Source organism: Paraburkholderia sp. Cy-641 (genome assembly GCF_011752945.1).
Taxonomy (GTDB): domain Bacteria; phylum Pseudomonadota; class Gammaproteobacteria; order Burkholderiales; family Burkholderiaceae; genus Paraburkholderia.
Window position 1 is genome coordinate 65919 of record NZ_VWWM01000024.1, and the last position, 21198, is coordinate 87116.

Below are 21198 nucleotides of genomic sequence, written 5' to 3' on the forward strand. Positions count from 1 at the left end.
ATGTATGAACTCGGAGTGGTTTATCGCAACATCGAGCGCGCGGATGCCGGCGTGGCCGAAAAACTAGGCGCGCTCGGCAGCGCCACCGTGCATGAGGCCATGGGCCGCGTGGGCCTGCTCAAGCCTTATATGCGCCCGATCTATGCGGGCGCGACGGCGGCCGGCACGGCCGTCACCGTGCTGCTACATCCCGGCGACAACTGGATGCTGCACGTCGCGGCCGAGCAGATTCGCCCCGGCGACATGGTCGTGGCCGCGCTGACCGCCGATTGCACGGACGGCTACTTCGGTGATTTGCTGGCCACCAGCTTCAAGGCGCGCGGCGCGCGCGGCTTGATTATCGACGCGGGCGTACGCGACGTCAGCGTGCTCGCCGAGATGAACTTCCCCGCGTGGAGCAAGGCGATTTCGGCGAAAGGCACGATCAAGGCGACCCTGGGTTCGGTCAATATCCCGGTGGTCTGCGCGGGCGCACTCGTCGTACCCGGCGATGTCGTGGTGGCGGATCAGGACGGTGTGGTCGTGGTGCCGCAAGCGATGGCGGAGAAAACGCTCGAAAACGCCCAGGCGCGAGAGGCGAACGAAGCGCAGAAGCGCGCGACGCTCGCCTCGGGCGTACTCGGGCTCGACATGTACAAGATGCGCGAGCCGCTAGAAAAGCTGGGCTTGCGTTATATCGACTGACGCCCGTTGACCATTGGCGCCATTGGTGCGGTTGCGCGCCGGCTGCGCACCGCGTTTCTTCGCGCCGTTGCCGGCGCGGTGGCTCATATCTTGACGCTGTAATCGGCGACCTTGATCGGCGCGTTGATGATCCTGCGCTGGGCGAGCCAGTCGGCGGCCCGTTGCAGTTGCGCCATGAAGGCCGCGTCGTCGGGCTCGTGAAACTGGTTCACGCGCTTCAGGCTCGCGAGATAGTCGCGCACCTGATCCGGATATTTGGCCTCGTTTTGCGCGAGCGATTCCGATTCGCCCGGGTGAGCCGACTGCCACGCGCCTTCCACGTAATACGCGTCGAGTACGGCGCGCACCAGTGCGGAATTTTCTTCGGCGAACTGACGGCGTGTGACGAGCGAGCTGTAGTCGACGAGGAAGTCGAGATCGCGCCCTTCGCTGAAGATGTCGCGGGCGTCGTTCGAATAGCGCGCGATATCCACGGCGGGCGACCACATCGACCACGCGTCGACTTTGCCTTGCGCGAATGCGGGCGCGGCATCGGGCGGATTCAGATAGACGAACTCGACCTTGCTGCGATCGACATGATGCTTCTCCAGCGCCGCAATCAGCAGGAATTCGCCGAGCCCCGAGCGATTCACCGCAACCTTGCGGCCGGCGAGATCGGCAACCGAGTGGATGCCGCTCGACTTCTTGACGATGATGGCGGTCGAGCGCGGCGAATACACGTCGAAGGCGGTGAAGACGATGGGCGAGCCCGCCAGCATCGCGGCAAATGCAGGCGTCGTCGAGCCCCAGAAGCCGAAGTCCGCGCTGCCGCCGACCACGGCCTGGATCGACGGCGCATGGTTCGGGAACGGCCCGATCCATTCGACCTTGATCCCCTTCGCGCCGAGCGTTTTCTCGAACACGCCGCGCTGCCTCGCGATGTCGGGCAGGCTGCCGTAGCCCCAGCCGATGCGAACCGTGTCGGTATTGCGCGTGAGCTTGCGCGGTTCGGCACCGCGGGCGGGAAGGAAGTTCGCGGCGACGGCGCCGGCCAGCAGTCCGCCCGCCGCGCGCAGAAGCTGGCGGCGAGTCAGTGAAGCATCGTTCATTCGTGGTGGTTCCTTGTGTGGAGAGCGAGCGGTTCAGTGGGATTGAACGCCCAGTTCTTCGAGCAGCCTGAGCCGCAATGCTCGCGGCGTGTGATCCTGCGGGCGGAACGACGCGGCGATGCGCCCGGCACGCATGACGAGAAGCCGGTCCGCGAGCGTGAGTGCTTCGTCGACGTCATGAGTCACGATCAGCACGCCCGGTGCATGGCGCGCGACCAGTTCCTTGACGAGCCCGTGCATCTTGATGCGCGTGAGTGCGTCGAGTGCGGCAAACGGTTCGTCCAGCAACAGCAGCGCGGGGTCGCGCACGAGCGCGCGCGCCAGTGCGACACGCTGCGCCTGACCGCCGGAGAGATTGCGCGGCCAGTCGTCCTCGCGGCCCGCCAGTCCGACTTCGGCCAGCGCATGCGCCGCGCCTGTGCGGCCAATGCGGGACTCGTGGCCAAGCGCGATGTTTTCCCATAAGGTGGCCCACGGCAACAGGCGATGCTCCTGAAACACGACGGATGGCCGCTCGGGGGCGCGAATCAGTCCGGCATCGAGTCTGTCGAGACCCGCCAGCGCGCGCAGTAGCGTGGTCTTGCCGCAGCCGCTTTCACCGAGCAGCGCGACGAATTCGCCTTGACGGATATCGAGATCGAGCGCGTCGATGACGACGCGCGCGCCATACCGGCGCTGCAGGCCGCGCACCGATACGGCTGAAGGCTGCACGGCGGCTTCGCTTGCTCCGCCAGGTTCGTCCGTCGCGTGACGCGATAGTGCGAGGGTGGCGCTCATGGCTTGCCTCCGTTGGCGTAGTTCGCGTGCCACGAGAGGAAGCGCGCTTCGAGCGAACGAACGAGAGCGTCCGCGGCGACGCCGATAATCGCGTAAATCATGATGGTCAGAAGAATGACGTTGGTTTGCAGGAATTCGCGTGCGTCCATCGCGAGAAAGCCGATGCCTCGGGTCGTCGCGAGCGTTTCGGCGATCACGAGGGCGAGCCACGCATGCGCGAGCGCATAGCGAATGCCCGTGAGGATCGACGGCATCGAGCCGGGCAAAATGATCCGGCGCACAACCGCAGGCCAGTTCATGCCGATCACCTTGGCGAGTTCCATCAGTTTGGGATCGATCTGGCGAATGCCGAGCATCGTGTTCACGTAGATGGGGAACAGCACGGCGAGCGCGACGAGAAAAATCTTCGCGACTTCGCCCACGCCGAACCATACGATAACGAGCGGCAGCATCGCGAGAAAGGGAATCGCGCGCACCATCTGGAGCGGGCGGTCGACAAGTGCCTGCGCGAGCCGGGAAAAGCCGGACAGCACGCCGAGGGCGAGGCCGATCGTGCCGCCTGCCAGGAAGCCGGTCATGGCGCGCAGCAGCGAGACGCCGAGATGAACGAACAGGTCGCCGCTGCGGGCAAGATTCCACGCGGTCGCCGCGACGCTGCTCGGCGCCGGCAGCACCTGTGCCGCGATCCATCCCGTACGCGCGGCGACTTCCCAGAACACCACGATCAGTAGCGGGATAGCCCACGAGAGCCCGTGATAAAAGCGGTCCGCAGCCCGGGACCACGGGACAGGGCTGTGTGAAGAAGAGGTTGTGATATCAGCCATGCCGATTCCGTGATTGCGATGAATAGTGGCGTTGTGATGGAGCGCTTATTCTTGTCGAGCTCATTCCTCAGGACAAGCAAGCATTGCAGCTATGGATATGCGCCGATGCGATTGGCTTTGCCGGCGGAGTGCGTGCGATCGCAGAATGGATAGGCGTCGTGTCGCGTATTTTTCCGTTGTAGTGGCTTTCTTTCCGCGAAATGGTCGTTTCTCACGCTTTCGCGCCAATGCCGCGTTCGCTTGCGGTTCGAAAAGAATAGGCGTCTATTGAGGCATAAGCTTCTACCGTCATTCGGTGCATTCCATATCGATAGAAAATAGATCGGCGAGTACGCGGACAAGATTAGGATGACTACCCCTTCAAACCGTCTTTCCGTGTCTCAAGTCAATGTCAGCTAAATTTCCACGCTTCGGTGTCTGGGCGCTCGTGCACGGCAGCCGCGCCGCGCTTCAGGACCCCGCGGAACCCTACGACGCTTCCTGGGCCAGAAACCGGGCCCTCGTGCTTGAAGCCGAGCGTCTCGGCTACGACTCCGTGCTCGTTGCGCAGCATACGGTCAATCCGCACGACCCGTCGCTCGATCAACTGGAAGCATGGACGGCTTGCGCCGCATTGGCGGCGCTCACCTCGCGCATCGAGATCATCGCCGCGATCAAGCCGTATCTCTATCATCCGGTCGTGCTCGCGAAGATGGCGCAGCAGATCGAGCACATCAGCGGCGGGCGTTTCGCGATCAATCTCGTGAATGCATGGAATCGCCCGGAACTGCAACGCGCCGGGATCGGTTTCGCGGAACATGACGAACGCTACGCGTATGGCCGCGAATGGATTTCAGTGGTCGAGCGGCTTCTGCGCGGCGAGAGCGTGAACCATCGCGGCGACAATTTCCGCATCGACGACTACCGGCTGCTTCCGGCCGATCCGTATCGCGCGCGCCCGCTGATCTACGTCGGCGGCGAATCGGAACCGGCGCGCGAGCTGGTCGCGGCGCATGGCGATGTGTGGTTCATCAACGGCCAGCCGCACGACGACGTCGCGGGCCTGATCGCCGACGTGTCCGCGCGTGCGCGTCCGGCCGGGCACGCGCCGCTGCGCTTCGGTCTGTCGGCTTTTGTCATCGCGCGCGAGACACAGGCGCAGGCCGACGATCATCTGCAACATCTGTTCGCGCTGGCCGAACTCGACAAGCCATTGCGCGAGCGGCAGAAGGCCAACACCGATCCCCATACCGTGATGCATCAGACCTTTGCCCGCTCGGCGCGGGTCGGTTCGAACGGCGGCACGGCAGCGGGACTCGTCGGCGATTACGACACCGTCGCGCAGCGCGTTGCGGCGTTTCACCGGGCGGGCATCGAACTTTTCATGCTTCAGTTTCAGCCCTTCGAAGCGGACATGCGCGGTTTCGCGGAAGAGGTCGTGCCGCGCGTGCGCCGGCTGTTGTCCGCATAGGCGCCGAACGGTTGGCTCGCGGGATTGTGAGCGCACGGCATTTCTTCGCGGGCCATGCCAGAAGATGTTCTGGCGAGCCGATGGGCAAATGGCAAATGGGCAGGTCAGGCTAACGACGCCTCGAATACGCGCCGATAATTGCCGCCGAGCATCTGTTCGGTTTCCTGCTGCGAGAAGCCGGCCGCGAGCAGCGCTGCGCCCAGCGCCGGCAACTGCTCGTAGCTGCGAAATACGGGCGGTGAGATGAACCCGTACATGTCCGTGCCGAGGCCCACGTGTTCGACGCCTACGATGTCCGCCATGCGTCTGAACCCGTGCGCCATGGCATCGAGATCGTGAAATGTCCCCGAGCTGGGCCATACGCCGATCACACCGCCCGTTTGCGCCACGGCGCGTGCGTGATCCGCCGTGATCAGGCGGCTGCGCGGGCCAGGGTGTCCCGCGAGCGCCGTGTGCGAGAGCACCAGTGGCTTCGTCGTGACGGACGCCACGCGCTTCACGAGATCATAGGTGCCGTGCGCGACATCCACGACGACTCCAAGCGTGTTGCAGCGGCGCACGACGTCGGCGCCGAAATCGCTCAGCCCGCCGTGAACCGGCGCTTCCGTCTGGATGTCGCCAAGCTCGTTGACACGGTAGTGCGTCAACTGAAGATGCCGTAATCGGTGCGATGCATAGGCCTCGTCGATGCGTTCGAGCCGGCCTTCGAGAAAGTCCGCGCCTTCGGCTGCGATGATGACGCGCGGCCCCTGTCTATTGGCCGCAGCGAGCATGTCCGCACCGGTGACGATTTCCAGTTGCTCGCGCTCCACCAGATTTCCCGCTCTTTCGAACTCGATCTGGCTGAGCCGATAAAGCTCGCCCGGCTCGGGTGTGCGCCAGGCTTCGAAGCGCTTGCGGTCGGCGGATACGCGCGTGACGACGGTATCCGTAACGATGGCGAGACAGATCACGTTCATGCCGCCCGCGCGCATCGGCGCGCTGACGGGCGTCAGTGGCCGACGCGCACCGATGGCGGGATTGCGCGAGACGATGACATGACCCGCGTGGCTATGCATGTCGATAGTCAGGATACCTGCGGAAGCTTGCCAGGGTGGGCGTTCGCTGTTGCTGGAGGGCGCTTCGTCGTGCGTATCGGTGTATTGCGCGAAACGTCCGGGCGCGCATGCCGCGAGACCCAGCGCGGCTCCCGAGGCGAGAAACGCCCGGCGGCGTAAGCCGGATGCGGGCAGGGATGAGCCGCCTGCATCCTGAACCCGTTCGGCGGATTCGAGTCGATAGCGCCAGCCGGCAGGATCGTCGACCAGCCGTATCAGACGTCCGCGCAAGTGGACGGCTCCGCCTTCGAGCGCGACGGGCTCACACGTGATGACTTCAATGCAGTTGAAAGGATCGCGCGGCACGCACGCACCGCAACACGGTTCTTGTTCCGCAAGCAGGAAATAGTCGACTGATGACTGTGCGGGGTCGAGCGGAGTCATCCATCCGCTGATCTCGACCGTGGCCGTGCGCGGGTCGTTTGGGGCATCGCTGCGGATGGTGGTCCAGACGGGTTGCGAGAAATCGGAAGGGTGGTCGGTGCGCATGGTCGTCGTGAGCGAAACGGGCTACCGTTGTGTCCAGTCAGCGGCGATCATTATGTCCAACAGGGTGTGGACTTGTCAGCGTATTTCCAGGCCGTACCTTTCTGGCACAGGCACTGGACGAATCGCTCAAAGCGGTCGCGGAAGACTTCGGCAAACGCGCCGCAGCGTGGGTTGCATTGCCGATGCAATACCCGGGCTGGTTGGGCGGCGAGGCGGGAAGGTGTCCGCTCCCGTCATAGGTGGGCATGGCACCCATGTTGTACGACGACTGACTATGTTCACCAAAATATGACAGTGACGCGACAATTATGTGCCAACCGGTCGTCGATAGTCTGGTAAACACTAATTTGGAGACGAGCCTGTTGTCGGATATCCTACGTATATTAGAACGTTCTAATTCGAATGTCGAAAACGAACCATAGCGGCTCCTGGTAGATGAGCCGTTTGTTCGCCTCACGAATTAGAACGTTATAAATTGACCGGACACTCGTTATCGGAATGAATACAGTGCGATCAGACGCCATTGCCGTCAGCCTCCAGCGGGGTGCTTACGCATGCGATTTTGGCGCGCGCGTGGAATTCCGCACGCCGAGCTGCACGGGCAAGCTGACATGCCGGACCTCCGATGCGGGATTTTCGATGCGCTGTAGCAGAAGCGTTGCCGCCTGGCGACCGATCTCGTCGAAGTCGATCGACAACGTGGTGAGCGAGGGCGTCCAGAGTTCGGCTTCGGGCAGGTCGTCGTTTCCCGTCACCGAAAAGTCGATGCCGGGTTCGAGCCCGCGGCGACGCAAGCCGAGCATGACGCCGAACGCAACGATATCGTTCGCGCATGCCGCCGCCGTTGGCGGAGTCTTCATATCGAGCACGCGATCCAGCAGGCTCATGCCCGATGCGCGTGTCAATTCCCCCTCGACTTCGAGAGAGGCATCGTGATGCAATCCCGCCGCGCGCAGTGCCTCCCGATAACCCGACAGCCGTTCATGGCCCACCCACGTGCGATGGGACCCGCCGAGCAGCGCGATGCGCTCGTGACCCAGCTCGATCAGATGTCGAACGGCGAGTGCCATACCGCGGCGGTGATCGTAGCCGACGTAGTCGAGGCCGCTGCCGGCCAGGTCGCGCGAGACGAGTACGCACGGAAACGGCGCGCTGCGCAATTGCTCCAGCAACCGCGTGACGTCGGTCGTATGCGCCGGGCACAGGATCAGGCCATCGACGTTGTAGCCGCGCATTTTCTCGATGAAGCGTGCCTGCAGTTGCGGATCTTCGCGCACGTCGGTCAGCAGCACGGTCCGGTCGATTTTCTGCAGCGCGTGTTCGACCGAGGAGGTCAGCCCGGCAAAGTAGGGATTGGCGAGATCGTTGACCGACATCGCGATCACGCCGCTTTTACGCGAGCGCATGGCCGCCGCGCCGCGGTTATGAACGTAGCCCAATTCGGCCATCGTCGCGAGGACTCGCTTGCGGGTTTCCGGCGCGACAAGAGGACTTTCCCGCACGACCAGCGACACGGTCGAGACGGAGACGTTCGCTTGCGCCGCGATGTCGCGAATCGTAACGCTTGGTTTTTTTGTCATTAACGAATTGGAGGCGTGCTCCTCTGGAATACGCCTCACATCTTAAACAGGAAAGAGAGCAATGAACATCATACGAAAAGAAACAATCCGCTTTGCCGCGATCGGTCTCAATCATAACCATATCTACGGTCAAACCAGGCTCGTACTCGACGCCGGCGCCGAACTCGTGAGCGTCTATGCGGAAGAAGACGATCTCGTCGAGGAATACATCAAGGCATTCCCGCAAGTGAAACGGGTTGCCGACAAACGCGAGATTCTCGAAGACCCGACCATTCAGCTGGTCGTGAGCGCCACCATCCCGGATGTTCGCGCGGATATGGCCATCGAGATCATGCGTCACGGCAAGGACGTGATGGTCGATAAGCCCGGTGTCATCACGCTCGAACAACTGGACCGCGTCAAAGCCGCACAAGCGGAAACCGGGCGTATCTTCTCCGTCTGCTACTCCGAGCGTTTCGAGAGCAAGGCAACGCAGAAAGCCAGCGAACTCGTGGCCGCCGGCGCGATCGGCAAGGTCATTCAAACCGTCGGCCTCGGTCCGCACCGCCTGAGCGGCAATCGCGAAGCAGCAAGCAAGCCGCGTCCGGACTGGTTTTTCCAGCGTCAGCGTTATGGCGGCATTCTCTGTGACATTGCCGCTCACCAGTGTGACCAGTTCCTGTATTTCACCGGCTCCACCGAAGCGGAAATCGTCGCTTCGCATATCGGCAACATCGCGAATCCGGCCACGCCCGAACTCGAAGATTTCGGCGAACTGATGGTTCGCGGCAATGGCGGCACGGGCTACGTCCGCGTGGACTGGTTCACGCCGGAAGGTCTCGGCGTGTGGGGCGACGGCCGTCTGACGGTGCTCGGCACGGAAGGTTATATCGAAGTGCGCAAGTACATCGACATCGCGGGCCGTCCTGGCCGCGATCACCTGTTCCTCGTCGACAAACGGGGCACCCAGCATATCGACTGCTCGCAGGAGCAACTGACGTATGGCTCGCGTCTTATCGACGACGTGCTGAACCGCACGGAAACCGCCATGAGTCAGAAACACTGTTTCCTCGCAACAGAATTGGCCCTGAAGGCCGAAGCGATGGCCGTTCGAATTGGAGCAAAAGCATGAGCAAGAAACTGAGAGTGGCGGTAGTGGGACTGGGCATCGGCAAGGCGCATCTGCAAGGTTATGCCGAAGTCCCCGAGTTGTTCGACGTCGTGGCTGTCTGCGATCTCGATGAAGCCAAAGCGCGCGAGGCTGCTGCAAAATTCGGCGTGCCGCACGTCACGACCGACTTCGCATCGCTGCTGAGCGGCGACAAGGTCGACATCATCGACATCTGCACGCCGCCGCATATCCATCGCGAACTGATCGAACAGACGCTCGCGGCTGGACTGCATGCGATTTGCGAAAAACCGCTGGTCGGCTCGCTGGCCGATGCGGATGCCATCGCCGCCGCGCAAGCGCAGGCCAAGGGCGTACTGTTTCCGATCTTCCAATATCGCTTCGGTCACGGCTTGCAGAAGCTGAAGCATTTGCAGGCGAAAGGGTTTGCCCACACGCCTTTTCTGACGACCGTCGAAACCTCATGGCGCCGGGACGCGGACTATTACGCGGTCGAATGGCGCGGTAAATGGGCCACCGAGTTGGGCGGCTGCTGCCTGACGCACGCCATTCACGCGCACGACATCCTGACCTATGTGAACGGGCCGATCAAAAGCCTCTATGCGAATCTCGCGACGCGCGTGAACAAGGTCGAAGCCGAGGACTGCGCGGCGATTTCCGTACGCATGAAGAACGGTTCGGTCGCGACTCTGGCCGTCACGCTCGGTGCTGCCGAGGAACTCTCGCGAATTCGCTTCATGTTCTCCGACCTGACCGTCGAAAGCCGCAGCACGCATCCTTATCGTCCCGGCGACGATCCGTGGCATTTCAAGGGCAAGAGCGCCGAGATCGATGCAGCCATCGAGGCCGCGTTGCAAGATTTCGTACCGCGGCATAGCTCGTTCGCGGGCCAGTTCGAGCTGATTTACGACACGCTCGTCAATGGGGCGGAGACGCCGGTTACGTTGAGCGACGCACGCCAGTCGCTCGAGCTGATTACGGCGATCTATCACTCGGCGGAAACCGGCAACGCCATTCAACTGCCGATCGCTGCGGATCATCCGAGGTACAGCGATTGGGTTCCCGCATCGCGTCGCTTCGGCTTCGGTAACGAATAACGCGCTTGGCCGGGACTTCCGCAAGGAAGGTCCCGGTCGGGTTTTCCATTGATTCGCAATCACCCCGGCGTCTCCTTGAGAGCCTTTCGATTTCATGAAGCCAGCAACAAATATCAGGATTACTGATCTGCAGGGTTGATTGTTTACGGGTGAATTCAATCGAGCGTGGGAGTACGGGCCAGGCCCTGGAGGAGACATGTCTATTTCTGAAGAAAGCGCCTTGCGCAGTGATGGGCAGGAAAGCAATCCTGCCCATGTGAAGGGAAAAATAAAGATTGGCAACGTGCGCTGGGCAATTTCCCTGCTCTGGCTGATCGGGGTCACGCTCAACTATGTGAGCCGCAATTCGCTGGGCGTATTGGCGTCCGAATTGCAGACGCACATGCACATCACGACCAAGGAATACTCGTGGGTCGTGGCCGCGTTTCAGGTGGGCTACACGGTGTTTCAGCCGATCTGCGGCTGGCTGGTCGATGCCATCGGGCTGAAAGTCGGCGTGGCGCTGTTCGCTTTCATCTGGTCGATGGCGTGCTTGCTGCATGCGGGCGCATCGAACTGGATGAGCCTCGCCTTCTTGCGTTTTTTCATGGGCGCGACCGAAGCGGTGGCATTGCCCGCACAGCCGAAAATCGTCGGCGAGTGGTTTCCGAAGAGGCGCCGCGGCGTCGCTTTGGGATGGGTCAGTATGGGCTTCTCGGTCGGCGCGCTGCTGGCCGCTCCGGTTATCGGCGGGATCGGCGTGCTCTGGGGCTGGCGTGCGGCGTTCGCGGTTCCCGGCGTCGTCGGGATCGTCTGGGCCCTGGCATGGTGGCGGCTGTATAGCCCGCCGGCCAAGAGCAAGCTGATTTCCCCGGCCGAACTCGAATACATCGTATCGGACCAGGATCCGATTACCTCGTATCAACGGCGTTCGCTGTGGAGTGCATTCAAGGAAACCGTCAAGCAGCGGAAATTCTATGGCATTGCAATTCCCGCGGGCCTCTCGGAACCGGGCTGGCAGTTCCTGATTTTCTGGGTTCCGCTCTATTTCGCCAACGAGCGCGGCATGCCGCTGAAGCAGATTGCCATGTTTACCTGGCTGCCGTTCCTGATGTCGGATCTGGGCAGTATCAGCACCGGCTATCTGAAAGCGTTTTTCAAAGACCGATTCGATCTGACGGTCGTCAATAGCTGTGTCGCGACCGCGCTCATCGGGGCGCTGCTGATGATCCCGATGATGGCCGTGCCTTATGTAAGCAGTGCGACGGCGGCGATTGCCCTGATTTCCATTAGCGGGATGGGGCACATGATCAAGTCCCTGATGTTCACGAATCTGGTGATCGAGGAATTCGAGCCGAACAAGGTTGCCACGGTCAACGGGTTTAGAGGCAGCGTCGCGTGGATCGGCGGCACGATTTTCTCGCTGGTGATGGGCGCGATTGTCGGCGTCAGCGGCTACAAACCCATTCTGATCTTCCTGGGGCTGATCGATCTGGCGGCCGTCGCGATCATGTATTGGTTCTTGAATGATCGGACGCCGGCGGCGAAGCGGGCCTGAATTTCCGGTAACGCTTATCGCAATCCAGGCGCGGACGGCTTATTGCCGCCCGCGCCCGTGACGGCCAACGGGCCCGTGTTCATGAACGTGCCCCGGCTACGACCCGATGGACGCGGCGGGCAGATCGCCGGCGGCGCCCATTCCGTGTTGTCGATCAAGCCGGCGACCAACGCGAAGATGTATGCGCGCATCGCCGGCGCGATGGGCATCCATTGCGGCGACATCGTGGATGGCGGCGTGGCAGTCGAAAATCTATAAGTAACCCTAACAACAAACCTTGCCTTACTCGCAATTCAAATTTCTTTTGGGGACCCTTTACCATGAAAACGATCAAGCGCACGCGCGCTCTGGTTTTGAACTGTCTGCCGCTGGCGGGCGCCTTTCTGTCGGCCGGCGCTCTGGCACAAAGCAGCGTCACGTTGTACGGCACGATCGATAACGCATTGGCCTACTCCAGCAACCAGCACGGCAAGGCGAATTTTTACATGGGCCAGGGCGAACTGGGGGCCAGTAAGTTCGGCTTGATGGGGGCGGAGGATATTGGCGGCGGCACCAAAACGGTATTTCGCCTGGAGAGCGGCTTCAACTCCGCGACCGGGGCGCAGAGCAGTGCGGGATATATCTTCAACCGCCAGGCCTATGTCGGTTTGAGCAATGACCGGTACGGCACGCTGACGCTCGGTCGCCAATACACGCCTTACTTCACGCTGGTCGGTGCACTCGGCCCGACGAACGTGCTGACAGGTGCAACGGGCGCGCACCCTGGCGATCTGGATGCGCTCGATACCACGCTGCGCCTGAACAATTCGATCAACTACGCTTCGCCGAATATCGCCGGACTGACGTTCGGCGCGCAGTACGGGCTAGGCGGTACGCCGGGCAGCGTGACCAACGGCAGCCATTTCAGCGCGGCGTTGCGCTACGACTATCAGGCACTGTCGGCAGCCGTGGGTTACGTCAATCTCAGGAACATCGCGACGAGCCAGGCGCTCGGCAGCTTCGCGAATAGCTCGCCGGTCAACAACGGCTATGCGACCGCCAACACGACGCAGATGGTGGCCGCCGCGGCGCGCTATAGCCTCAACAATCTGGTGCTCGGTCTGAATTACTCGAACGTGCGCTACACGCCGAACGCACATTCGTTGTTCGTGAACGAGGCCGTATTCAACACCTATGGCACGATTGCGACCTATCAGATTACGCCGGCCCTGTTTGCGGCCATCGGCTACAGCTATACGCGCGCCAGCAAGGCCAACGGTATCGAAGACCCGGCTCAATACCATCAGATTTCGCTGGAGCAAACCTACAATCTGTCGAAGCGGACCACGCTCTACGCGCTCGAGGCCTATCAGCATGCGCACGGCAAGTCGCTGATCGCGTCGGGTTCGGGCGTAACGATCGCGGACACGGTGGCGGTGGTGGGCGATTCGCAGAGCAGTACGCCGTCGTCCGGGCCTTCGCAGTTCGTCGGCATGGTCGGGATTCGCCACGCGTTCTGATCGGAGGGGGCCGCGCATGCATCGCTCCTGTGATCGGAGCGCTGCAGCGCGGGGGCTGTTTCGGCGTTGATGGTTGAGGGGAGCCGCCGGTAATCTCAGGCGTCAACTGCGCGGCGCGCCCCGAACTGGTTTATCGAGCCATGCATCCACGCCATCGTGAATAGCGCGTGTGCGGCCAACGCTCAATGATCCTGGGCGACGCGGCACGCATGGTCGAGCAGCCCTTCGGCCGTGCCGCTGCCATTGTCGACGTCGATGCCGCTATTGACGATCAGCCAGCCATCGGTCGCGGCGGAGGCTCCCGCGCCCGTCACGAGAATGGTTTGCCTCGCCATGGTCGCGGGCTCGGGGTTATCGCGCGCGACGATCCGGAACGGGTTGTCGGCGCCCGTCAGCGACATGACGCGCATGATCCGGTAGCGTTTGCCGTCGAGCGTGTCCCATTGCCATTGGCCGGGCGTATCGTGTGCGTGGTTCGCGAGTGCGACGCCAGCTTCCCGCTGCATGCAGTCGATATGGATATGCAACTGGTTTTGCGAGCGGCGATATTCGGAGTTGATTTCGAGGCCCAGCCGATCGTCCGGTAGTGTGCGCTTGACCGCTTCCTGCACGTAGTGGCGCGAGTCCCACGCGTCGCTCCAATAGTCCTTCGCATCGGGCGCGAGCACGAGCGGACTTTCGATTCCCGTAATGCGGTCCGTCGGCATCAGCAGGTACTGCGAGCGTCCGAGAATATCCTTCAGGACGACATAGCGCTTGTCGAGATCGACGAGCGTGCATTGGCCCGGCGTGCCGGTTGCCTGCTGCGACGGCACGCAGCGTATGTCGACGATTTTCCATAGCGCGTTGGAATCGACCGTTGCGAGGCGTGCGCATGAAGTCGTGGCGAGGGCGGCTGCCAGTGCCGCGGTCAGGAGCGAGAGGCGATGCAAAAGGCCGCGTTGCGGATGAGCGGTGGCGGGTGTCGTCATTGTTGTTTAACGGAGTGTTTTCAAAAGCCTGTCAAAGGCGCGGGTATCAAGGATGATATAGAGGGATAACTTCAAGGGATAACAGCGGCGGATGACATCGCCGCGGTCGGCCGCGTGGTCGTCAAAGCACGGGCGCGGGCAACGCGCCGAGAATGTGTTCGAACGCGATGCCGATTGCGAGCAAGCGTCTATCGCTGCCGAGCGGGCCGTCGAGTTCGAGACCGACCGGCAAGCCGTTCGCGCTGATGCCGGCCGGCAGCGAGAGCCCGGGAATGCCTGACGTGCTGGCCGGATCGGTATTGCGCAGGAAGGCTTCCATCGTATCGATCGGCGGGCCGCCGTCGATCGATACCGTCGACGAGCCTTGCAGATCGTCGATCGGCACCGCGGTCAACCGCGTAGTGGGAAACAGCAGCGCGTCGAGTTGCGCGTGCGCGAAAGCGGCGGCCATATAGCGTTGCAAACGCGGACGCCAATAATTGAGCGCCGTCGGATAGTGCGAGCCGAGCGCGTCGGCGAGTACTTCGTCGTAGATTGCGCGCACGTCGGGGCTCGCGATGCGCGCGGCTATTCCGGCAACCGTTTTCACCGGCGCATGATTCGCGACGAGCCACGCGAGCACGTCGTCGCGCGCTTCGTGAATCGCGATCGGTCCGCCGACCATGCCGTTCAGATGTTCGAGTTCGCTCAGCGCGAGCGGCACGAACGTCACGCTGGCCGCTTCGAGCTTGCGCAACGCGGCCCGCGCGACACCGTCGACCTGCGCTTCGAGTCCGTCCCACAACGGTTCGGGCAGGCCGATGCGAAGCTGGTCGGGCGCGAGCGTGGGTAGCGTGCCGTCGCCGCTGATTACGCCGTCGAGCAGCGCGAGATCGGCCACGCTGCGTGCCATCGGTCCGACCGTGTCGCGCGTATGGCTGATCGGCACGACCGCGTCGGGATCGTGATAGCGCCGCTCGGCGCCGCCATTGCCGACCGATGGACGCAATCCCGCAGTGCCCGTCAGCGCGGCGGGAATGCGCGTCGAGCCGCCGGTGTCGGTGCCGAGTCCGGCAGGCACGATGCGCGCCGCAATGGCGACGGCCGTGCCGCCCGACGAACCGCCCGGCATCAGCGAGGGATCATAGGGATTGCGTACCGGCCCCGCATGCGCGGCGAAGTTCGTGCTCGTAATGCCGAATGCGAGTTCGTGCATATTGGCCTTGCCGAGCACGATCGCGCCCGCATCGAGAAGGCGTTGCAGCGAAGGCGCGTTCGTCGCCGGCACGAAGCCCGCGAGCGCGGGTGTGCCCGCCGAGGTCTGCAAGCCCGCCGTGTTGATATTGTCCTTGACGACGATCGGCAGGCCGGCCAGCGGCAGACGTGCTCGCGCTTGCGCGGACAAGGCGTCGATATGCCGCGCGGCCGCGAGCGCACCGTCGAGATCGAGCGTGGTGAGCGCGTTCAGATGCGCGAGCGCGGCGGCGCGCGCGAGCAGCGTGGCGACGTAGTCGGCGGCTTTGAGGCGGCCCGACTGCAGCGCCTCGACCGCCTGTGTCGCGGTCAGCGCGAGTTGTGCGTCGACGGTCCATGTCATGAGCGGCGGCTCCGTATCGATGCTCGCAACCTGCTCCGGGATGGGCGTGCTGTCCGGCAAACACGAAATCCGGAGAGAGGGGGCGGGAGTTTCTGCGGCATCCGTCGAAGTAGCGGACAGGTTACGCGTGCGGAAAGCGAACGCAGGGGTTGAGCTATTCTGGCACAACCGCCTGAAAGAGGATGCCGGGTAATGCAACGGCGGCGCAGAGGTAACGGGCATCAACGCCTGCGCGCCAGAATTCTATCCACGGCCGCCTTGCCCGATTTGGGGCTGGCGTAAGGGGTGTCTGTGCTTGCCGTGCCGGCCAGGAATCGCGTCCACCCGCGCAGCGGGTTAAGGCGAGCGGCATGCGATTTGTCGCCGAATTGCCTGCCTTGGCAACAGCCCGTTCGTTTTTCTGAAACATGCTTCGCATCAAAAGAGTTTCCCAGGCGAAGTTCGACCGATCATTTCCGGTGATACTCCGTCCGGCATAAGGCCTGCTGAATGTGCCATGCCCGGGCGTCAAAGTGGGGTGGGTAACTACTTTGGAAGCCGGTGCGAGATGCATGCGAGTCAACTATTTGGACTCGCTCCTGCATGACCGTACACACGGTGGCGTTCAGGTTAGAAAATGTGTTCGCTGGCAATCTGCGATGAATTGATAGCAAGCGAATTTCTGTCAAGATCGCAGGGGACAACATGCTAGGCATCGACAAGGTGTCGTCTTTATTGACGACCGTTTTTTCTCCTGAAGCCCCGTCCGCAGACGTTCTCACTGCACCGTCAGGATCATCTCCGCCGACCCGCCAGCCTATCTCCGGTGCGCTGGGAGGACTCCCCGAACTGGATAACCGTCTCAAGGTCGCACGGTACCTTCTATCGTCGGGGATCGTGCCCGCGGAGCAGGTACGCACCAGGCTGATCCCCGCGATCAAGTCACAGCAGGCTGTAGTGCGTGTCAAGGACCAGCCGCCGTCGATCAGGCCGACATCGGAAACAGGCGAAACCGCCCGCGAGCAAGTGCTTGAGAAGGAGCGTGCATCGAGCGAACCAGCTCCTGCCGAAAGCCCGTTTTCGCTTGCGGCCCGGAGCCGCAATCTCAAGACCTTGCTTGCCGCCAGGCACTATGACGAGCCGCTATCTTTCGATTTCAGCAAGATGCGGGAGGCATTCTGGCTGGGTTCGAGCGAGAGCGTAATGAAAACGACTGCTCCCGCCGTGGCTCAGACCGTCAGCGATGTCACCACCGCGCTTGCCTGGTATGTCACTAGCAAGACGACGGGCATGATTGCCGGCGCAAAGCCGCAGGCGGCTGGAGATTCGGTCGAAAAAATGCCTGACGGGCTGAGCGCCCGCAACATCGTGGTTTCGCTCGCCAGGAACACGTTGAGCAATTTCGCCTATGAAGGAACCTGGGCTGCAGTGCACAACGGGATCGAACAGTTGCGCGCATCGCAGCGTCCCCGCACGGAACTCGATCCCTACCAATCGAAAATCCGGGTGCACACTAAATTGATGGATGAGTCCCGAGATTACATGGCTCAAGCGCTTGATCCCCTGACCCAGGGGAAAATCAACGATATCGATAGCCAAATTGTCCAATGCCTGCAAAATCCAGCCAATGGTATGAAAGGACTGGCGCAAGCCGAGCTGTTGATGGCAAGGCGAGAAGTGCTGGTGGGCTCGCGGATGGTGACAAGGCACGGGAATGAGTGGCTCAAGAGTTCCAGGGTGCGCAAAGAGCTGGATGAGCTGGCCGACTTTTTCCCGGACTCCACGGCCGACGAACTGAAAACGGTTTTCTTCGACAAGTTGGGCATCGAAAGCCGGCCCGCCGTTTTTTTGACCGGGAGAGGCGGGGTTGGAAAAACGCAGTTCGTCAAAAATTTTTCCGCCGTGGTGAAGCGTCCTATTGTGGAGACCACGCTAGAAGAACTGCTGAGCCCGAAATTCTGGGGGCCGCCTGGCGATTGGTCCTTAGGCACCCTGAATGCGCCACTGCCCGAAGTCGCCGGCATACTGCACGCGAAGAAGATGGAGTTTGGCCGCAACGACGTTATCGTCCTCGTCAACGAAGCAGATTTCGGCGACGACGAGCACTCGGCCAAAGTGGCGGATATCAAACGAATTATGGATTCCGACAACTTCAAGCAATACACGAACGGCGGTGCCCGGCACGATATTGACGCGATCTTCATTTTCACAAGCAACGTACGCAACAATTCGATCGAAGCGTTGTGCCGGCGCATCCCCGAAGTCACGATGAAATCTGGAGAGCGGCAGCGTTTGAACTGGGCTGAAAAGGTATTGACTCAGGAGTTGACGGATCTGAGGAACAACCATTCAGAGAGATTCGTCCACGCTGTGGAGGCGCAAGTGCGTCGCAATATGGATTTCATTCGCGAGGTCGGCAACGCCACGGAGTGCGGCATTGCCATTACGGGCACGGTTGTCAGGACCAGTGTCAGAAACTCCGTCAGAGATCGGGAGGGTGGAGGTACGGTCACAGACAAACGGGCCCGTACCGCTATCCTGAGCGTATTTAGGTCCAACCTGGGTAGTGGCGCATACGAGGTGTTGGACGCACTGGCTTCGAATGGGGATGGGGTGCAAACCAATCAACCCGCGCGATCACGCAGCTTGTCGTTTTAGTCGCGAACGGACACCGAACGTGGTGATTGTGGCGCAGGCCGACAAGATGGCTCGCATAATCTGTGCTATCGCATTCGAGCATTGCAACGGGAAGCATCGCCATAGCGCGCGGAAATACCGCTCGCCTTGCGAGTTCCGGCGCTCGATGGATTCGGCAACCGTGGTACGAAGCTGTGTCCGGAATGACCGGGTCAACTCCAGTGGCTTGCCGACGTTACTGACGATTGTCGATCCACATGCGCCCCCAGTCGGACGCATAGGCGAGCGCATGCTCTTCGTCGAAGAAGTAATCGAGCGCATCGAACGAATACGCTTTGCGACGCGTCGCGCTGGATTCCTCTATGGTCAGATTGGCGGCGAATAATCCATTCGGTAGCAGTTGCGTAGCCGCTTCGACTTCGTAGCCCTTATAGCGGATGTGTGAGTTCATGATCTTGTCGGTATTGCCCCGTGCGTTGTATCGAAACCAGTGCGTGCGACGCCGCTCCATCGTGCGAGAAGCTCGCGAAGCGGCGCACAGACCCTAAGATAGGGCCGCACTGTGCAGCGGGTGAACCAATCTTTCGTCGTAAGCAAATCAGCGAGGCGCCGGAGCGATAGTCAGGAGCCCGGATCGGATCAAAGGCGCTGTGTCCGGTAACACTATCGGCAGCACGCCCGAGGTGTCTGTTATGTGGCGCACGGTTTGCGCGCGGCGCGTCGCCGCGCGCCGCCGAGGAGGCGCCACGGAGCGCGAAAGCAGGCGGATCAGACTGCTTGCAGGATACGCGCGGAGCGGGTGTCGGCCGCGGCGGCAAGGGGCTTGCCGGCTGTCTGGCTGGATGGAGCGCCCGATGATGCGCCCACGGCACCCGAGGCGCCCGAAGTACGGTGTGCATTGAACGCGAGCGCGAATTGCGCGGCCTGCTGGCCGACTGTCGCGAGTTGTTCGACGACCTTCGGGTCGGAACAGCTATCGGCGGTATCGAAGCGCGTTTCGAGCGTATTGATGCCGGCGCCGAACGGCGTCGGCCAGCCGCGTAGCGCATGCACGATCGAGCGCAGCGAACTCAGCACGGAGCCCGCCGCCTGCCAGCCATAGGCCGTGACGATGCAGCCGACCGCGCGGCCGTCGAGATAGGGACGCGCGTCGGCGCGCAGTTCCTCGAGCGTGTCGAGCGCGTTCTTGACGAGGCCCGACACGCCGCCGTGGTAGCCGGGCGTCGCGACGATCAGCGCGTCCGCGCGGCGCACGGCCTCGATCAGTTCGAGCTGTTCCGCGGTGCGTTCGGGCTGTTCCGGCGCGTAATGCGGCAGGCTATGCAGGAAGGCGCCGCCGAACAGCCGGGTGTCGGCGCCGGCGGCTTCGGCGCCGCGCAGCGCAAAGGCGAGCGCGCGCTCGGTCGACGAGGCCGCGCGTGTCGTGCCGCCAATGCCGACGATAAGCGGCCGGCGGGAATGATCGAATCTGCTCAACGAAATGCTCCTTCGGTAGCGGCGGATGGCGCGGTTCATGATGCGGTTCAGGCGGACTGCGCGAGAGCCGGCCGGCGAACCGGACTTTGAAGTGTCATCTTAATGACGCCGAGCCGCGCCGCTAAGCGACTTTTTGTTCTAACGATATAACCGCGCGATGGCCGGCGCGCTGCAATGCACGTGAAGGCGCGGCCGATAAGCATATGGCGAACCATTGGTTGGGCCCGCACCGCATGGCGCTTATGATGGATTCGTCTCCTCCATGGCATCTCCTTTGACATGGGACTCGGCCTCGCTACATCGGTGGCGAGGCCTTTTTTTGCGGGTTTTTCGCGATTTTTGCCGCTGTTCCCGCGCGCCCGGTCGCGGGGCGCGGCCGCTTCACGGTGACGCCGTTTTTCGCATGCTACGATGGCCTGGTCAATGACCGGCGAGATCGAGCAAAGCATGGCAACCCTGTACGACACGCTCGGCGTGCATGCGCACGCCAGCGACGAAGAAATCAAGCGGGCCTACCGGAAAGCCGCGATGAAGTGGCATCCCGACCGCAATCATGGCGCCGAAGACACGGCGCGCGCCGCGTTCCAGGAGATCAAGGACGCGTACGCGATTCTTTCCGACGCCGAACAGCGCAAGGTCTACGACGCCGTTTACGCCGAGCAGATGCGCGCGTTCGAAGCGCAGCTCGCGCGCCGTCAACGCGCCCAGGCGAAACGCGAAGCGGTGGCGCGCGCGGCCGACGAAGCGGCGTATGCGGAGATGGTGTCGCTCGCGATGCGCTTCGCCGACGAAGGGCACAATCGCGACGTGTTGTTCGGCGTGTTGCTCGGCCGTCAATGCGAGCCGCAGCGTGCCGCGCAGATTGCGGACAGCGTGGCTGCGTTGCAGACGGCGCGCAGAGAGGAAGCGCAAGCCGCGCAAAAAACGAAAGATGCGAAGAAGCAGGCGAAAGCGGCCGCGCAGAGCGCGCGCACGAAGGCCGAAGCTGGCGCAGACGATTCACCTGAAGCCACGGCGGAGACCGGCACAGCGCAGACGAATCAGGCCACCGGTCACGACGCGCATCGATCTGGCGGCGCAGATCACGCAGGCGACACGCAGCATGATGCGAGACAGGATGTGAAGCACGACGAACCCGCGAGCGGGATACACCCAGCCAGCACGCTCAGCAATCTCTGGTTGCAGTTTCTGCACGGCCTGCGCTTCTGAACGACGCATCGCGCCGGTGCGGTACGATGGCGCGAGTGCCGCGTGATTCATCGAATATTGACAGGATAATGTAAGACGTATCGCTCACTGGTACACTGCGCAATGTTTGGCAGTGCGTTG

General features: G+C 62.2%; 18 protein-coding genes. 9 read left to right on the plus strand and 9 right to left on the minus strand.

Annotation, left to right across the window (positions count from 1 at the left end; genetic code table 11):
* Window positions 1–684: a 4-carboxy-4-hydroxy-2-oxoadipate aldolase/oxaloacetate decarboxylase gene (gene ligK / locus F3J20_RS15570; protein WP_167283816.1), complete on the plus strand. Its 684-nt coding sequence runs from the start codon at window positions 1–3 to the stop codon at window positions 682–684.
* Window positions 685–767: 83 nt separating this feature from the next.
* Here the strand turns inward: ligK and F3J20_RS15575 are convergent, their stop codons facing one another.
* From F3J20_RS15575 to F3J20_RS15585, 3 genes are read right to left on the minus strand one after another with little or no spacing between them, the layout of a single operon-like run.
* The gene (locus tag F3J20_RS15575) at window positions 768–1772 is read right to left on the minus strand and encodes an NrtA/SsuA/CpmA family ABC transporter substrate-binding protein (protein ID WP_167283817.1); all 1005 of its coding nucleotides are present in this window, start codon (window positions 1770–1772) and stop codon (window positions 768–770) included.
* A gap of 33 nt (window positions 1773–1805) precedes the next feature.
* Window positions 1806–2549, minus strand: a complete 744-nt coding sequence (locus tag F3J20_RS15580) for an ABC transporter ATP-binding protein (protein WP_167283818.1) — start codon at window positions 2547–2549, stop codon at window positions 1806–1808.
* Complete coding sequence (locus tag F3J20_RS15585) at window positions 2546–3373, minus strand: ABC transporter permease subunit (RefSeq protein WP_167283819.1); 828 nt, start codon at window positions 3371–3373, stop codon at window positions 2546–2548. The genes F3J20_RS15580 and F3J20_RS15585 overlap by 4 nt, the downstream gene beginning before the upstream one ends.
* Window positions 3374–3761: 388 nt before the next feature.
* Between F3J20_RS15585 and F3J20_RS15590 the strand changes: the two genes are divergently transcribed.
* Window positions 3762–4823 (plus strand): LLM class flavin-dependent oxidoreductase, encoded by a 1062-nt coding sequence (locus F3J20_RS15590; protein WP_167283820.1) that lies wholly within the window; start codon window positions 3762–3764, stop codon window positions 4821–4823.
* Window positions 4824–4927: 104 nt separating this feature from the next.
* Here the strand turns inward: F3J20_RS15590 and F3J20_RS15595 are convergent, their stop codons facing one another.
* Window positions 4928–6409 (minus strand): membrane dipeptidase, encoded by a 1482-nt coding sequence (locus F3J20_RS15595; RefSeq protein WP_167283821.1) that lies wholly within the window; start codon window positions 6407–6409, stop codon window positions 4928–4930.
* A gap of 548 nt (window positions 6410–6957) precedes the next feature.
* Complete coding sequence (locus F3J20_RS15600; RefSeq protein ID WP_167283822.1) at window positions 6958–7989, minus strand: LacI family DNA-binding transcriptional regulator; 1032 nt, start codon at window positions 7987–7989, stop codon at window positions 6958–6960.
* A 61-nt stretch (window positions 7990–8050) separates the two neighbouring features.
* On the opposite strand from F3J20_RS15600, the gene F3J20_RS15605 reads away from it, so the two are divergent.
* From F3J20_RS15605 to F3J20_RS15625, 5 genes are all read left to right on the plus strand, one after another.
* Window positions 8051–9100 (plus strand): Gfo/Idh/MocA family oxidoreductase, encoded by a 1050-nt coding sequence (locus F3J20_RS15605; protein ID WP_167283823.1) that lies wholly within the window; start codon window positions 8051–8053, stop codon window positions 9098–9100.
* Entirely contained in the window at window positions 9097–10194 is a 1098-nt protein-coding gene (locus F3J20_RS15610) for a Gfo/Idh/MocA family oxidoreductase (RefSeq protein ID WP_167283824.1), read from the plus strand. The genes F3J20_RS15605 and F3J20_RS15610 overlap by 4 nt, the downstream gene beginning before the upstream one ends.
* Before the next feature lie 196 nt (window positions 10195–10390).
* The gene (locus tag F3J20_RS15615; protein WP_167041980.1) at window positions 10391–11731 is read left to right on the plus strand and encodes an MFS transporter; all 1341 of its coding nucleotides are present in this window, start codon (window positions 10391–10393) and stop codon (window positions 11729–11731) included.
* Window positions 11732–11806: 75 nt separating this feature from the next.
* Window positions 11807–11989 (plus strand): hypothetical protein, encoded by a 183-nt coding sequence (locus F3J20_RS15620; RefSeq protein ID WP_167283825.1) that lies wholly within the window; start codon window positions 11807–11809, stop codon window positions 11987–11989.
* A gap of 62 nt (window positions 11990–12051) precedes the next feature.
* A complete protein-coding gene (locus tag F3J20_RS15625; RefSeq protein WP_167041452.1) occupies window positions 12052–13230 on the plus strand; it encodes a porin in 1179 nt (392 codons plus the stop codon).
* 182 nt (window positions 13231–13412) lie between these two features.
* Here F3J20_RS15625 and F3J20_RS15630 read toward each other — a convergent pair whose 3' ends face one another.
* Together F3J20_RS15630 and iaaH are read right to left on the minus strand one after the other, a co-directional pair.
* Entirely contained in the window at window positions 13413–14201 is a 789-nt protein-coding gene (locus F3J20_RS15630; RefSeq protein WP_167283826.1) for a CDP-diacylglycerol diphosphatase, read from the minus strand.
* Between the two features lie 121 nt (window positions 14202–14322).
* Window positions 14323–15777, minus strand: a complete 1455-nt coding sequence (iaaH, locus tag F3J20_RS15635) for an indoleacetamide hydrolase (protein ID WP_167283827.1) — start codon at window positions 15775–15777, stop codon at window positions 14323–14325.
* A 684-nt stretch (window positions 15778–16461) separates the two neighbouring features.
* On the opposite strand from iaaH, the gene F3J20_RS15640 reads away from it, so the two are divergent.
* On the plus strand, window positions 16462–18414 hold the full coding sequence (locus F3J20_RS15640; protein ID WP_167283828.1) for a hypothetical protein: 1953 nt from the start codon (window positions 16462–16464) through the stop codon (window positions 18412–18414).
* A gap of 214 nt (window positions 18415–18628) precedes the next feature.
* On the opposite strand, the gene F3J20_RS15645 is transcribed toward F3J20_RS15640, so the two are convergent.
* Both F3J20_RS15645 and F3J20_RS15650 read right to left on the minus strand, forming a co-directional pair.
* Entirely contained in the window at window positions 18629–18844 is a 216-nt protein-coding gene (locus F3J20_RS15645) for a transcriptional regulator (RefSeq protein WP_167041464.1), read from the minus strand.
* A gap of 317 nt (window positions 18845–19161) precedes the next feature.
* A complete protein-coding gene (locus F3J20_RS15650; RefSeq protein ID WP_167283829.1) occupies window positions 19162–19869 on the minus strand; it encodes an NAD(P)H-dependent oxidoreductase in 708 nt (235 codons plus the stop codon).
* 447 nt (window positions 19870–20316) lie between these two features.
* On the opposite strand from F3J20_RS15650, the gene F3J20_RS15655 reads away from it, so the two are divergent.
* Window positions 20317–21078, plus strand: a complete 762-nt coding sequence (locus F3J20_RS15655) for a J domain-containing protein (protein WP_167283830.1) — start codon at window positions 20317–20319, stop codon at window positions 21076–21078.
* The last annotated feature ends 120 nt before the right edge of the window (window positions 21079–21198 follow it).

Excerpts from the sequence above, each read along its gene's own strand:
- ligK (WP_167283816.1), top strand. The coding sequence starts at position 1 with ATGTATGAACTCGGAGTGGTTTATCGCAACATCGAGCGCGCGGATGCC.
- F3J20_RS15575 (WP_167283817.1), bottom strand. The coding sequence starts at position 1,772 with ATGAACGATGCTTCACTGACTCGCCGCCAGCTTCTGCGCGCGGCGGGC.
- F3J20_RS15580 (WP_167283818.1), bottom strand. The coding sequence starts at position 2,549 with ATGAGCGCCACCCTCGCACTATCGCGTCACGCGACGGACGAACCTGGC.
- F3J20_RS15585 (WP_167283819.1), bottom strand. The coding sequence starts at position 3,373 with ATGGCTGATATCACAACCTCTTCTTCACACAGCCCTGTCCCGTGGTCC.
- F3J20_RS15590 (WP_167283820.1), top strand. The coding sequence starts at position 3,762 with ATGTCAGCTAAATTTCCACGCTTCGGTGTCTGGGCGCTCGTGCACGGC.
- F3J20_RS15595 (WP_167283821.1), bottom strand. The coding sequence starts at position 6,409 with ATGCGCACCGACCACCCTTCCGATTTCTCGCAACCCGTCTGGACCACC.
- F3J20_RS15600 (WP_167283822.1), bottom strand. The coding sequence starts at position 7,989 with ATGACAAAAAAACCAAGCGTTACGATTCGCGACATCGCGGCGCAAGCG.
- F3J20_RS15605 (WP_167283823.1), top strand. The coding sequence starts at position 8,051 with ATGAACATCATACGAAAAGAAACAATCCGCTTTGCCGCGATCGGTCTC.
- F3J20_RS15610 (WP_167283824.1), top strand. The coding sequence starts at position 9,097 with ATGAGCAAGAAACTGAGAGTGGCGGTAGTGGGACTGGGCATCGGCAAG.
- F3J20_RS15615 (WP_167041980.1), top strand. The coding sequence starts at position 10,391 with ATGTCTATTTCTGAAGAAAGCGCCTTGCGCAGTGATGGGCAGGAAAGC.
- F3J20_RS15625 (WP_167041452.1), top strand. The coding sequence starts at position 12,052 with ATGAAAACGATCAAGCGCACGCGCGCTCTGGTTTTGAACTGTCTGCCG.
- F3J20_RS15630 (WP_167283826.1), bottom strand. The coding sequence starts at position 14,201 with ATGACGACACCCGCCACCGCTCATCCGCAACGCGGCCTTTTGCATCGC.
- iaaH (WP_167283827.1), bottom strand. The coding sequence starts at position 15,777 with ATGACATGGACCGTCGACGCACAACTCGCGCTGACCGCGACACAGGCG.
- F3J20_RS15640 (WP_167283828.1), top strand. The coding sequence starts at position 16,462 with ATGCTAGGCATCGACAAGGTGTCGTCTTTATTGACGACCGTTTTTTCT.
- F3J20_RS15645 (WP_167041464.1), bottom strand. The coding sequence starts at position 18,844 with ATGAACTCACACATCCGCTATAAGGGCTACGAAGTCGAAGCGGCTACG.
- F3J20_RS15655 (WP_167283830.1), top strand. The coding sequence starts at position 20,317 with ATGGCAACCCTGTACGACACGCTCGGCGTGCATGCGCACGCCAGCGAC.